Source organism: Alginatibacterium sediminis, assembly GCF_003610775.1.
Classification (GTDB): domain Bacteria; phylum Pseudomonadota; class Gammaproteobacteria; order Enterobacterales; family Celerinatantimonadaceae; genus Alginatibacterium; species Alginatibacterium sediminis.
Genome location: NZ_RAQO01000007.1, coordinates 115,865 through 129,091 on the forward strand (window position 1 = coordinate 115,865; position 13,227 = coordinate 129,091).

General features: G+C 42.8%; 16 protein-coding genes. 11 read left to right on the forward strand and 5 right to left on the reverse strand.

From position 1 onward, the window contains the following. The first annotated feature begins 94 nt into the window (after window positions 1-94). The 6 genes from rdgC (at window position 95) to DBZ36_RS13550 (ending at window position 5,803) form a co-directional block, all read left to right on the forward strand. Entirely contained in the window at window positions 95-1,003 is a 909-nt protein-coding gene (rdgC, locus tag DBZ36_RS13525) for a recombination-associated protein RdgC (protein ID WP_120355488.1), read from the forward strand. 62 nt (window positions 1,004-1,065) lie between these two features. Beyond that, entirely contained in the window at window positions 1,066-1,254 is a 189-nt protein-coding gene (gene arfA, locus DBZ36_RS13530) for an alternative ribosome rescue factor ArfA (protein WP_120355489.1), read from the forward strand. 408 nt (window positions 1,255-1,662) lie between these two features. Further along, window positions 1,663-2,463, forward strand: coding sequence for a DUF1269 domain-containing protein (locus tag DBZ36_RS13535; protein WP_158589104.1), 801 nt, complete (start codon window positions 1,663-1,665; stop codon window positions 2,461-2,463). A 577-nt stretch (window positions 2,464-3,040) separates the two neighbouring features. Further along, entirely contained in the window at window positions 3,041-4,405 is a 1,365-nt protein-coding gene (trhP, locus tag DBZ36_RS13540; protein WP_120355491.1) for a prephenate-dependent tRNA uridine(34) hydroxylase TrhP, read from the forward strand. A 2-nt stretch (window positions 4,406-4,407) separates the two neighbouring features. Beyond that, window positions 4,408-4,665: a YfhL family 4Fe-4S dicluster ferredoxin gene (locus tag DBZ36_RS13545; RefSeq protein WP_120355492.1), complete on the forward strand. Its 258-nt coding sequence runs from the start codon at window positions 4,408-4,410 to the stop codon at window positions 4,663-4,665. A 49-nt stretch (window positions 4,666-4,714) separates the two neighbouring features. Beyond that, entirely contained in the window at window positions 4,715-5,803 is a 1,089-nt protein-coding gene (locus tag DBZ36_RS13550; RefSeq protein WP_120355493.1) for a ketoacyl-ACP synthase III, read from the forward strand. 53 nt (window positions 5,804-5,856) lie between these two features. On the opposite strand, the gene DBZ36_RS13555 is transcribed toward DBZ36_RS13550, so the two are convergent. Beyond that, complete coding sequence (locus tag DBZ36_RS13555) at window positions 5,857-6,252, reverse strand: lysozyme inhibitor LprI family protein (RefSeq protein WP_120355494.1); 396 nt, start codon at window positions 6,250-6,252, stop codon at window positions 5,857-5,859. 8 nt (window positions 6,253-6,260) lie between these two features. Continuing rightward, window positions 6,261-6,779 (reverse strand): hypothetical protein, encoded by a 519-nt coding sequence (locus DBZ36_RS13560; RefSeq protein ID WP_120355495.1) that lies wholly within the window; start codon window positions 6,777-6,779, stop codon window positions 6,261-6,263. Window positions 6,780-6,979: 200 nt separating this feature from the next. Here DBZ36_RS13560 and DBZ36_RS13565 point away from each other — a divergent pair, with 200 nt between their 5' ends. From DBZ36_RS13565 to DBZ36_RS13585, 5 genes are all read left to right on the forward strand, one after another. After that, window positions 6,980-7,447, forward strand: coding sequence for a YchJ family protein (locus tag DBZ36_RS13565; protein WP_199711875.1), 468 nt, complete (start codon window positions 6,980-6,982; stop codon window positions 7,445-7,447). A 26-nt stretch (window positions 7,448-7,473) separates the two neighbouring features. Beyond that, a complete protein-coding gene (gene purU, locus DBZ36_RS13570) occupies window positions 7,474-8,310 on the forward strand; it encodes a formyltetrahydrofolate deformylase (RefSeq protein WP_120355496.1) in 837 nt (278 codons plus the stop codon). Between the two features lie 133 nt (window positions 8,311-8,443). Continuing rightward, complete coding sequence (locus tag DBZ36_RS13575; RefSeq protein ID WP_120355497.1) at window positions 8,444-8,596, forward strand: YoaH family protein; 153 nt, start codon at window positions 8,444-8,446, stop codon at window positions 8,594-8,596. Between the two features lie 378 nt (window positions 8,597-8,974). Beyond that, window positions 8,975-9,787 (forward strand): helix-turn-helix domain-containing protein, encoded by an 813-nt coding sequence (locus tag DBZ36_RS13580; RefSeq protein WP_120355498.1) that lies wholly within the window; start codon window positions 8,975-8,977, stop codon window positions 9,785-9,787. A gap of 86 nt (window positions 9,788-9,873) precedes the next feature. After that, window positions 9,874-10,371 (forward strand): VOC family protein, encoded by a 498-nt coding sequence (locus DBZ36_RS13585; protein WP_233558141.1) that lies wholly within the window; start codon window positions 9,874-9,876, stop codon window positions 10,369-10,371. A 216-nt stretch (window positions 10,372-10,587) separates the two neighbouring features. Here the strand turns inward: DBZ36_RS13585 and DBZ36_RS13590 are convergent, their stop codons facing one another. The 3 genes from DBZ36_RS13590 to galM all read right to left on the reverse strand — a co-directional run bounded on the left by DBZ36_RS13590 (window position 10,588) and on the right by galM (window position 13,155). Next, complete coding sequence (locus DBZ36_RS13590) at window positions 10,588-11,067, reverse strand: Fur family transcriptional regulator (RefSeq protein ID WP_120355499.1); 480 nt, start codon at window positions 11,065-11,067, stop codon at window positions 10,588-10,590. Window positions 11,068-11,430: 363 nt separating this feature from the next. Further along, on the reverse strand, window positions 11,431-11,820 hold the full coding sequence (locus DBZ36_RS13595) for a MerC domain-containing protein (RefSeq protein WP_120355500.1): 390 nt from the start codon (window positions 11,818-11,820) through the stop codon (window positions 11,431-11,433). Window positions 11,821-12,093: 273 nt separating this feature from the next. Next, on the reverse strand, window positions 12,094-13,155 hold the full coding sequence (gene galM, locus DBZ36_RS13600; protein ID WP_199711876.1) for a galactose-1-epimerase: 1,062 nt from the start codon (window positions 13,153-13,155) through the stop codon (window positions 12,094-12,096). Between the last annotated feature and the right edge of the window lie 72 nt (window positions 13,156-13,227).

The window sequence follows — 13,227 nt, forward strand, 5'->3', positions numbered from 1 at the left end:
TTGCGATGAATTTCAATGTACACTAGCCACACATTTACCCACCCTAACGACTTTTTGCTATGATGCGCCGTCGTTTTACCAAGAGAACACGGATATGTGGTTTAAAAACTTAATGCTTTTTCGCTTCGTTAAGGATATTTCCTTTGACCAAGAGCAACTTGATGAACAGCTAGAAGGTCTCGCATTTAGCCCTTGTGGTAGCCAAGATCTCAGCAAATTTGGCTGGGTCACTCCTTTAGGTAAAAACGGTAACAGTTTTTTGCATTCAGTGGGCAGTGAAATTCTATTATGCGCCAAAAAGGAAGAAAAAATGCTTCCAGCCGCTGTGATTAAGGACCAACTGCAAGAAAAGATAGACATGCTTGAAGAGCAACAGCAACGCCCGTTAAAAAAAGCTGAAAAGGATGCACTGAAAGAAGAAATCGTGCACACCTTGTTGCCACGTGCATTCAGCCGAAGCAGTCAAACCTTTGCTTGGGTTAGTCCAGAGCATGGTTTTATTGCTGTTGATGCAGGAAGTGCTAAAAAGGCCGAAGAGATAGTTTCCTTATTACGTAAGACTATCGGTAGTTTGCCAGTAGCACCATTTAAGCTAAAAGAACCCGCTGATGTCACCATGACTGAGTGGCTCAATGAGCAAAAAGTTCCGGCGGGATTTGAGCTTGGCGAAGAAGCAGAACTACGTTCGGCACTCGAAGGCGGCGGTATTATCCGTTGTAAAGAACAAGATTTATTTAGCGATGAAATCAAAGCCCACCTTGATGCAGATAAATTTGTCACCAAATTAGAATTGATATGGGCAGAAAGCTTACGTTTTGTTGTCGCCGAAGATTTAAGTATTAAAGGGCTTAAGTTTATGGATACCATTACCGAGCAAAATGACGATATCAATGAAGACCCTGCGGCACGTTTTGACGCAGATTTTGCCTTAATGAGCGGAGAATTAGCGCGCTTTGTACCCGAGCTATTTGAAGCTTTAGGCGGAGAAGACCAAGCCGTTTAATACCGGCTAATGATACTCGGCGTTTACATCCAAGCGCCGAGAATTTAATAAAGAGAGAAACAATGAGTAAATCTAAAACCAAAGCGCAAGTGCATGATTTGCAGCGCGGTGAAATCAAACACAATGCTTTTGCAGCCATGGTCACCTCACCATTATTTAAAGCTAAAGCGTTTAAAAATCATAAAGGCAAAGGTAGTTATCAACGAAATGGGAAGCATAAAGGCCAAGAGCCTTATTCAATTGCAGCGTAAATACGCTTAATTGAATAAGGCTTTTGACTCTAAAGCACACATAATATCTAGACCTAGTTCTCGATCACGTTGAGTTCTGCGCGTCGAACAAAAATATTGTTCTCCTTTCCAGACCCACGACACCTTCTTTTCTTCCAGCGCTCACTATTCTCGTTTGTCTACTCAAAAGACATCAGCTTTAAGTTGTGTTCACCCAAAACGGAACGCTTCTGGGTCGCAGAAACGAATACTTGCTCGTAGTTTTCCTAGCAATAACTAGTAGATTTTCGGGTACTTCCGCACTTATCTCCCCCATATACTAGATTCATCTGGTGACGAGATGTAAAACCGGTAACGAATAAAACACATGGCCTTACCAAAAACCAAAATGCCATTGATAACAAGTACCCAACCTTCTGAGGAATGAACATGAACAAGATGATAGTCGCAGTATTCAAAAACGAAACCAACGTCTTTAACGCCTTAAATGCACTTAAGCAATTACATAAAAATGGCGATATTAGTATCTATTCATCAGCCGTAATCGAAAAGAACCAAGCCAGTGACGTCTCTCTCAAAACGGTAGAGGATGATTCAGCTGAAAACAGCGTTGTGGGTCTGGTCAGTGGCGCACTTGTAGGCATGCTTGCCGGCCCCGCTGGTATGTTAGTTGGAGCAAGTCTTGGTGGATTGACCGGCGCATTTTTTGACCTAGACGATGCTGGTATTAGTGCGGGATTTGCGTCTGAAGTTAGTGAAGCTCTTTTACCAAATCATTTTGCAATCGTTATGGAAGTTGAAGAAAACTGGACAACACCTGTGAATACTGTCATTGCTCAGCATGACGGCATTGTATTTCGTAAACTGCGCGATGAAGTCGCTGAAGCTCAACTCAAGCGTGAAGTCGAAGCCACCGAAGCTGAATTACAAGAATTAGATGAAGAATTCGAACGCGCTAACGAAGAAACGAAAGCCAGTATTAAGAAACAAATTGAATCAAATAAGCAAAAATTATCCGCAACTCAAGAACAAATCGCGAAGCGAGTTAAGAAGATTGAACAAAGCAATCAAGAAAAGCTAGCTACCTTAGAAAGCCAACTTGAAACAGCAAGTGAACGAACCAAACAGAAAATTAATAAAAGAATCGAGAAGGTAAAAGAAAACTATCAAGTTCAGCAAGACATGTTGGACCAAGCCGCTCGAGAAAACTACAAACATTATTATGAGTAAGACGCTCGAATAACCAGAATAATTTGTAACAATAACGCCTCGTATACGAGGCGTTATTGTTACAACTGGCTTAACACGACTAGTTGTGCCCAAGCTTTGACAAGACTTACACCTTAATCGTCTCTTAAAAAGTTCACTAATGCAAATTTAATGACGTTATGAACAATGATTTCAAACTCTGGATAATAATAATTCCTTGTTGGTCGCGCAGGTAGCAGCGCCTAAGTTTTGACAAACTGATACTGAATTTAGTAAATGAGCTCAAGCGTCATAAGCCAGCAATTACGGGGTAAAAAAGATGGGCACAATACCAGAACAACATTTCAATAACGATTTAGATAAAAAAACATACAAGGTGATTACCTTGCTGTTACTTAATAAAAAGTATCACTAATTAATATAAGGACTATTTCAACTCCAAATCTGCAAGAAGCAACGTAGGTTATTGAAATTACTATGAAAGCAATAGATAAGCCGCATTGGTTAAAAACTCAACAAAACTTGCGCCAAATCCCCTACACACGTACAATCGCGCGTCCTTTTAGCCCACATCAATTCGACTAGACCCGGAGCCCTGATGTTTACACCTGAATTATTGTCCCCCGCTGGCACGCTAAAGAATATGCGCTATGCATTCGCCTATGGCGCAGACGCTGTTTATGCAGGCCAGCCTCGTTACTCTCTGCGCGTGCGCAATAACGAGTTCAATCATGAAAACCTTGAACTTGCGATAAACGAGGCCCATAGCTTAGCTAAGAAGCTATACGTGGTAAGCAATATTTCGCCGCACAATGCCAAGCTAAAAACTTACTTAAGAGACATTGAGCCGATTGTCGCCATGAAGCCCGATGCTATGATCATGTCCGACCCTGGGCTGATAATGATGGTACGTGAAGCTTTTCCAGATCAAGTGATCCACCTATCGGTTCAGGCAAACGCTATTAACTGGGCAACGGTTAAGTTTTGGCAACAACAGGGAATTAAACGCGTCATTCTATCGCGTGAGCTATCCCTCGATGAAATCGAAGAGATCCGTTTCCAAGTGCCCGAAATGGAACTAGAAGTTTTTGTTCACGGTGCTTTATGTATGGCCTACTCAGGCCGCTGCTTGTTGTCTGGTTACATTAACAAACGAGATCCAAACCAAGGTACCTGTACCAACTCATGCCGCTGGAAATACAACGCTCATGAAGCCAAAGAAAATGACATTGGCGATATCGTTCCTGTTCAGCAATATCAGCCCGAGCCAACCCTTGGTGCTGGCAAGCCGACCGATGAAGTATTCTTATTACAAGAACAAGGTCGTCCCAACGAGTTTATGCCTGCCTTTGAAGATGAGCACGGCACTTATATTATGAACTCAAAAGATTTGCGCGCTGTTCAGCATGTGGACCGCCTCACCCGCATGGGCATTCATTCGCTTAAAATTGAAGGGCGTACCAAGTCGTTTTACTACTGTGCACGGACCGCGCAAGTTTATCGCCAAGCAATTGCTGATGCCGTTGCAGGTAAAGAATTTGATCCAAATTTAATGCATACCCTCGAGAATTTAGCCCACCGCGGTTATACCGAAGGTTTTCTGCGCCGTCATACCCATGACGAGTATCAAAACTATGATTACGGCTACTCCGTTAGCGATCAACAACAATTTGTTGGGGAAGTTGTTGGGCGCGACGCCAACGGTTTGGCTGAAGTCGAAGTCAAAAACAAATTCCTTGTAGGTGACACGCTCGAACTGATGACGCCCAAAGGCAATCTAAATTTCAGCTTAGAGCATCTGCAAAACCGCAAAGGCGAGCAAATGGAATATGCCCCTGGCAGCGGACACACAGTATTTTTGCCGGTACCAAAAGAAATCGATCTCGACCATGCACTGTTGATGCGAAACCTGAAAAACGAAGAAGACACTCGCAATCCGCACCAAAAAGAAACGTTGGCGTAGTTTTGGCTTTAGTCATCAATAAAAAATGCATCAACTGCGATATGTGCGAACCTGAGTGCCCCAATGAGGCCATCAGTTATGGCAAAGAGATCTATGTCATAGACCCTGCCCGATGTACTGAGTGCAAAGGGCACTATGACAATCCAACCTGCATCGCGGTTTGTCCCATCGACTGCATCACAGTTGATCCAGAGCACCAGGAAACTGACGAGCAGCTCTTTGACAAATTTGTTAAGCTTCATCATCCTGAAGTGCAATAGAACTAAGCGCTTAAAAAAGCAGCTGTTGTAAATGAGAGAATAATAAACAATGATCAATGCCGAAATAACCGGTTGGGGCAAATGCGTTCCACCAGCCGTCCTAAGTAATCACGATTTAGCGACGTTTATTGAAACCAACGATGATTGGATAACCTCTCGTACCGGAATCAAAGAACGCCGAATTTCTCATGTCGACTTAGCCCAACTAGCTTATGTTGCAGCGCAGCATGCTTTGGCGTGCGCCGGACTTGAAGCTAAAGATTTAGATTGCATTATACTAGCCACTTGCAGCCCGGGCACAAGCGTACCAAGCACTTCGAGTCGCGTACAACAGTTGTTAAAAGCTGACAACGCAGCGGTCTTTGATATGAATGCAGCGTGTAGTGGATTCGTATATGGCTTGCAAACCGCAGCTTCGTTAATCCAAAGCGGTGCGATGAAACGGGTACTCGTCATTGGTGGTGAGCGCTTAAGCCAGATATTAAACTGGGCGCAGCGAGAAACCGCTGTGTTGTTTGGCGACGGCGCAGGCGCAGTCATTATTGAAGCAAGTGAAAACGATTGTGGCTTCCAAGGCGCAAAACTTGGTTGTGATAGCGAACGTCGTGAAATTCTATTTATCGATGACTTTGGCACCGACCGTAAACGCTTTGCTGGCGTTGATGGAATGTATACCTTCCATTTTGACGGCCAAGAGATATTCAAACGTGCTGTTAAAGGCATGGGGGGTGCTACTACTACTGTGTTAGAGCAAACCAATATCGACCCGCAAGATATCGATTTTATTATTCCTCACCAAGCAAACTTGCGCATCATTGATGCTTTAGCCAAACGCATTAATGCGCCAAGCGAAAAAATCATGATCAACATCGAAAAATACGGTAATACGAGTTCAGCAACAGTACCTATTGCGTTATGTGAAGCCTTGGAACAAGGCCGAATCAAACCCGGCGATCAGCTTTTACTCGCAGCTTTTGGCGCTGGATTAACGTGGGGGGCTGCGACCTTAAAATGGGGGCAACGGGTAACACCGATCAATCAAAGCACGATTACTCTACCCGCGTTTGAAGGCACCGCACTTACCTTGCTTGAGCCTTTGATAAAAGCTTGCCAAGAAATTGAGGCTGCTAAAGCTTAAAGTCGATATTATGCTGAACGTAATGACTACGTTCAGCTCGTTGCATTTATGTCTTACTGGTAGTTGTTTAGCTGTGATAGCCATTGTTGACTAACTTCAATCTTACAACTTAATTGCTCGGTCCCCGCCCCACTGCCCGAAGCAAACATTGCCGCTTGCCATTCACACCTAAATTGTCGATAAACTTGAAATGACATTTGTGCTCTGACATAACTCTCAAACGTATGGTTATCGCTGTCTGTCTTCTGGTCTAGTTCTTGGGCTTGTATTTTTAACTCTTGATCCGCAGCAGCTATTCGTTGTTCTAATACCATCAACTGTGACGACAGGCATTCATTGACAACTTGCTTGTTAGCAGATTGATCCCAGCATTGTTCTACTATCCCAGCGTGAAGGCTTAAACTGATAAACATAAACACAATACCGATCCAAGACAAAAAACGAATCATTAACTCTCCTAAGATTTTGGGCGAAGGTCTCTGGCTAGCATCATTGCAAGGCCAACGATTTGCAAGAACAACGCTAAATTCTTGGTTTGTGAAATAGCCTTAACTTTGCGCTGAGCTTGCTCCATGAGTTGCAAGTTTTCGATAAACAAATCATTGATGGAATTTCGACTTAGATTTTGCCCACCCTCAATGGCTGACTCAATCACTATTTGATTTAACCCCCCATCATTTGAGATAAAATCGTAGTCAGCCAACCCGAGCTGTTTTGCTAATTGCTTCGCAAACGCTGTGCTTACTGTTTGGGGTGTTTGCGAAGCTTGAGCAAGCAACAGATATAAGGTGTCGCGCTTACGTTCTAATCCTTGAACTTGCTGCCAATTTAAATCAATGGTGCGCAAATTTCGCGACTGCTGCATGGTTAAAGTATCGAGCTCGGCGGTATGTTCACTTTCAATAAAATGCGCGCTCATTGCAGCAATAACATTTAAAGTTAAGCCGGTTGCCACAATCGTCCAAGTCGGTAACACAGCACTCTCCACTCATTAGTCTCTTATATGAGTATGCGAGCTAAAACTAAGCTTCGCCATTAGTTTTGTTTTTTTAGCGAGGACAAGCTTTCAAGTGAAAGGTATGTTCCCGGCTATAGCGCTATTTCTACGCTTAGAGAGATTGGTATTGGTCGACTAAATTGTTACAATCCGCCGCTGTCCTAAACGAATAAACCATAATGCAAAGCCAAACTTGCCCCTGCGGCTCTAAAGAATATTCAAGCTGTTGCCAAGCCCTACATCTAGGTCATGCGCGTGCTGATACTGCAGAACAACTAATGCGTTCACGCTTTAGTGCTTTTACCATGGGTTTAGGACAATACCTTTTCGATACTCACCATCCTGATTTTAGAGCCGATCTAAGTGTTGAATTACTCAGCGACAATAACGGGATCCAGTGGCAATCGCTTCAAATCATTACAGCAAACCGCAATCCGGCCTTAAGTGTCACCAAAGCCTGCGTTGAGTTTAAGGCCACTTACCTAGAAGATGAGAGCTTGCATGTTATGCATGAGCGCTCATTGTTTCTGCGCTATCAAGGCCAGTGGGTATATACCCACGGCGAACAACAGCCATCAAGCATCGGCCGAAACCAAAGCTGCCCGTGCCAAAGTGGAAAAAAATATAAACAATGCTGCGGACGATAATCGTTTAGCGCTATAGAGAACACAACATGCAACGAAAAATTTTATTAACCGATTGTCCTGACGCCAAAGGCCTCATAGCAACAATCACCAATATTTGTGCCAAACACCAACTCAATATTATTAAAAACAATGAGTTTGTTGATAATAATCATGGTCGTTTTTTCATGCGGACAGAGCTTGAAGGCATTTTCAATGACGAAACATTGCTGGCAGACTTGGATAGCGCTTTACCCACGGGCTCTCATCGTCGCTTAGTCGCTGCTGGCCGCAAACGTATAGTGGTAATGGTTACCAAAGAAGCCCATTGTCTCGGCGATTTGCTGATGAAAAGCACATATGGCGATATGAATATCGAGATTTGCGCAGTCATCGGTAACTACGATGTGCTACAAAAACTAACTGAGAAATTTGATATTCCATTCCATTTGGTCAGCCACGAATCGCTTAGCCGTCCAGAGCATGAAGCAAAAATTATCGATACCATTAATCAATACCAGCCAGACTATGTGGTTTTAGCCAAATACATGCGGATTTTGACTCCCGATTTTGTCGCTGAATTCCAGGAACGAATTATCAATATCCATCATTCGTTTCTACCGGCATTTATTGGCGCCCAGCCTTACCGACAAGCATATGAGCGTGGCGTTAAGATCATCGGTGCAACTGCGCATTTTGTCACCAATGATTTAGATGAAGGGCCTATTGTGGAGCAGCACGTGATCAACGTTGACCACACTTATGGTGCTGATGATATGGCGCGAGCTGGCCGAGATGTTGAGAAAACCGTACTCACTCGAGCCTTGCAGCAAGTGATCGACGAAAAAGTATTTGTTTATGGTAATCGAACCGTGGTCTTTCGATAGTTAATAGCCACAACGAAATTTTAGCGAGCCTTTAAGGGCTCGCGCTGCATTCCAGTTACTGCAATGTTGCTTTAGCTGGCAACGAAACAGCGTACGGTCAAATGTGCCACCCAATAAAGTTAGGAACCACCATATGTTCGATGACCTCCCACCACTGAGCCATGCTCAACAACAAGTGGCCGTAGAAAAAATTCAAGAGTTAATGGCACAAGGCATGGGTTCAGCGCAAGCTATCAAAGTTGTAGCCGACCAGATACGAGAGCAAGCGGCAAACAAACCTCAATAAGCCATCTAACTCACAGTTGGCTGCTTCCTTGGCAAGGTAGTGCAAACAACTGTCGACTTGAAGCAGTCATTTGAAAACCTTATGTCAGCTAATAGCATTCGCTATTGAGCTAATTTCAAGCCATAACACCATCGGCATACAATAGCCTTAGGTCTGAATCGATAGCGTGCTGACAGCTAAAGAGCGCCTGTCTTTAATCAATCTTGCTAATCTATATAGCAGGTAGCACAGACCTAAAGCATGAACTCGAAAGTGTTAGCTTCGGATAAGTTGTGTTTGTGGAAATCGATGTAGACGACTCTGTTTCTTTTGAAATACTATTTGATGATTGATGGAAGCCTGCTTGGCAGCGGCACAACTTAGGGAACTAAAGCACTTATGGATTATAAGACCTTTCAACCACACCCAGATCTTGAGTCGCTAATAAGTTGCTACTGGACTTTAGAAATCCCTAAAACGCAGGATACTCAAAGACAACGAATAATTCCAGATGTCACCATCGAAATGGCATTCATTCTTGGAGACGATATAAAAAGATTTACCTCTGAAGATAGCTTCATTATTCAGCCCAGAGCCATGGTGCTGGGTCATACCATCGCCCCTTTCTATATTGAGCCAACCGGTTACGTCTGCACATTCGCCATCCGTTTTTACCCTTATGGCTTTGCCAACTTTGTAACTGTACCTATCAAGACATTGGAAAATACCGAGACCCCCTTAGCGGTGTTGTTCGAGGAAAAAACGGCTAAAAAACTAGAACAAGACATCATTCATGCGGCAAATACCAAACAAAGAATAAAGATAATCGAGTCTTTTCTTCTCAATAAGCTCAATGAACAGGCGACGGTTAATAATATCGTCAAAACAACAATAGATACGCTATTGGCAACAAAGGGAAGCACATCGATTAGCCAGATCCTCAAAGAAGATTTATCCAAAAGAAGGCAACTTGAGAGGATGTTCATTAAACAAATTGGCGTCAGTCCGAAACAGTTAGGTAAATTGATTCGGCTTCAAAGTGCCTTAAAAGCGATGCTTAACGAAGACGAAAGCCTTACCAACATCGCTTATCAGAATGATTACTACGATCAATCGCACTTTATCAAAGATTTCAAAGAATTTACCGGAGTCAGCCCAAAAGAATTTCTAGGGAATGAAAACATGACTCTTTCTTCTCTTTTCTATAAATGAATTTAACCTGTCGCATTTTTACAATTCCTTTTTCCATTGACTATATAACCTTTCCTTAGCATTTCAATCCGTAGAAGTGAGGTTATATGAGTAAAGCCATATTGGGTATTACCGTTGCAATGTTAGCTTTTAGCTACAGTGTTTGTTACAGCGCAGACCCGGTTGAACCAGTACAACAAAAAGGCGATACAACTATGAGTCAAAGTGGAGAAGGTATGAACAGTTATATTTCTATTTTTGAAATTCCAGCATTGGATATTTCAAGAGCAATCAATTTCTATCAGGCCATTTTGGGCATCAATATAGAAAAAATGGAAATTCCGGGTATGGAAATGGGCATACTCCCTTATGAAAATCAGGCAGTTACCGGCGTTATTTTAAAACAAGAAGGTTTCCAGCCTTCGTCAAATGGCGTAACGATATACCTAAACGGGGGAGACAACCTTCAGGTCATTCTTGATGAAGTGGTGAAAAACCACGGCGAAATCATTATTCCTAAAACAGCCCATGCTGACGAAAGTGGATTTTTTGCCATTTTCCTTGATTCAGAAGGAAACCGATTAGGCTTACATTCCCCAAATTGATGCATAGCCACTCTGGAAAACATTTCAGAGAGGCTCGGATAAGGTTGAACGATTCACCGCTCACGTTTCAGAAGCTGGAAGAAGTTTTCACTACAGAATTCTCATCACGCTTTCCTCTACAACTCATACTTGGTTTGAGCAGGGTTACTAGCGTTTTTGCATTGTAGAGCTGCGCAACATTTCCATTCTCAATGCGACAACGCTGCTCTTTGCTCTTTAGAGCTGCGTGCATTTATCACAGACACAATTAACTTCTAATTGTCGGCTTGCAAGCGTAAACCCAGCATCGGTAACATTATGGCTAATGGCTTCGACAACCGCTTTATCAATACTGACTTCGCGCACTTTTGAACACTTAATACAGATTAAAAACTGAGACGTCTCATGACTGTGATCGCAGGCGATATGTTTACAAGCAATATACTTATTAGCCAATTGCAGTTTGTGAACCAATTGCTGCTCTTCAAGAAATTCGAGTATACGATAGGCCGACATTGCTGAGATATTTTCATCATTTTGTTGCTTAAATAGATCGATAATCTCGTAAGCTGACAGCGCATGGTTTGACTTTAAAAGGCAGGCTAATAGCTTTGAACGCTTAGGTGTTAAGCGCGCTCCGTTTTCTGCGCATTTGTTCGCCACTTTATCCATGAGGGGATCGGTTAACGAATGGGTATTTGTGTGAGTGTGTGGCATAGCAATGACTTACAATTCTCAATTTAGCTTGAACTTAGTTTACCAGAAAGACAAGCAATTGAGGGCGCATTAAAAGGCTCATACTATTAAAAGCCTTTGTCTCAAAGGGTTCGCCTAACGGCTCAATACAATCGCAGCCCTATGAGCAAAAAACAGATCCGGTAAACACGCTAGATGCATACACACATGTGGTGTCGATTAGCTCGTTTCGGCTGCAAAACAATCACAGTGTTATGCTCTTCCTCTGGTTTAGCCCCCTACAAAGGGGCAAGCTCACTGGCTAAGGCGCTGTTGTGACCAAGCTTAACTATTAGGCAGCCTCTAATATTTGACAGGTGATTTTCAACCATCTAATCGAGCTCCCTATTCTTTATGGCTACATTTACAAGCACGATAGTTTTGATAATGCCCAAATGCCACCAACACACCTCCAAGCAAGGTCAAACCTTTCTCACCAAGTTCACCAAAGTAGTGTTCTCCAATAGTGACGGCTGCAATCATGAAAAGAACCCCCGTTCCACCGAGCAACAATAGCGAATTCCTTTTATGCTTCTTACAACCAAGTGTCAGGGCATAGGCGCTGATGGGAATCACCGCGACCAGCATCCACAAATGAAAGCTCTCATTGTCTAAATAGAGGGCTAAAGAGTTAGGTACTACGACAATAAATACGGGCAGTGCGAGACAATGAACAACACACAAAATGCTTAAGCCAATAGCCGCTTTATCTGGTAGTGCGCTTGTATAGGTCATGTTGGGTCCTTAACTAAAATTGAATTATTTCCATAATGTTATATTGTAACATAACATACCTTGAAGTTGTCAATGGACAATTACTTTAGGAAATATATGGTAGTAACCTTTTCAATCATCATGGGGTAGCAAGCCTTGTTTGCTGACGATTAGGCCGCGATGTTGTTGAGCTTGATGATAGTGGATGGTGGCGGTCGAATTCTTAACTATTCCAGTTTTGGTGTGTTGTATCACTGCGATAAAGCAAAGATAGCAAGACAGCCATAATAAGTACTAAGTCAAAAACTGGTAGCATGTTTGATGCTCGTAAACATCGCCGTATTTCAAAATCATGTTAGTGCCCCACTCAACATGATTAGGACCATCAGGAAGAAATTGTGGTTCCAGAGCAATCCCATCATAGTTTTGGTATTCTTTTGACGCACCAGGTGTGCCAGCTAGAACATTACCTGAGTAAAACTGAATCGAAGGCATGCTTGTTACAATATGCATTTGTACATCATCTTCAGGTGAGCTCAATGTCGCAGCCACCGCCGGATTAATCTCCGGCTGTCCTGATAAAACAAAAGCATGGTCATAGCCTCCTGCAGTTTTCTGATCATCATCATTAAGGAAATCGGCCGCTATTAATTTTTTAGTATTAAAGTCAAAACTAGTACCGAGGGTAGAGCGTACTTCACCCGTAGGAATGAGGTCATCCCTAGTTGGCAGATAGTGTGAGGCATTTATTTTTAACCTGTGGTTAAGGCTTTTTGCAGTCGAATTTTCACCCGCCAAATTAAAATAAGCATGGTTTGTTAGGCTCAATGGGGTGGATTCATCCGATGTTGCTCTATACTCAATTTTTATCTCATTGCTCTCGGTTAGAGTGTAACAAACCTGTACATTAAGATTACCTGGATATCCCTCGTCACCGGCAACGGAAAGCAAACTAAATAGAATGCTTGAAGCACTATGCGAGTCGATTTCCCACCTCCGTTTGTCGAATCCAATAAATCCTCCATGTAGGGAATTTGCGGATTCGTTCGTACCAACATGATGCATACTCCCATTAAGATAAAACTGGCCTTTATCAATTCGATTGGCGTATCGGCCAATGATAGAACCAAAATATGCGCTTTGTTTTTTATGCTCTTCCATATTCGGAGAGCGTAACAATATTTCTCTAGGAATATTCTCAATCAATAATCGACAGCTCAGCCACGTTGCCCCAATATCCATGAACGAAGCAGTCATACCGTTGCTATTACTGAGGTGGACAATCTTAGCTATTTTCCCATCAATCGCGGGCGTTTTTGTCATTGCCTCTTCTAATATTGAAAGACTATCTAGCATATATATCCTATTTGACCCTCATGGAGTCTTATTGTCTTACTACAAATAGTTGCAGGGCTTCATTGCAAACAC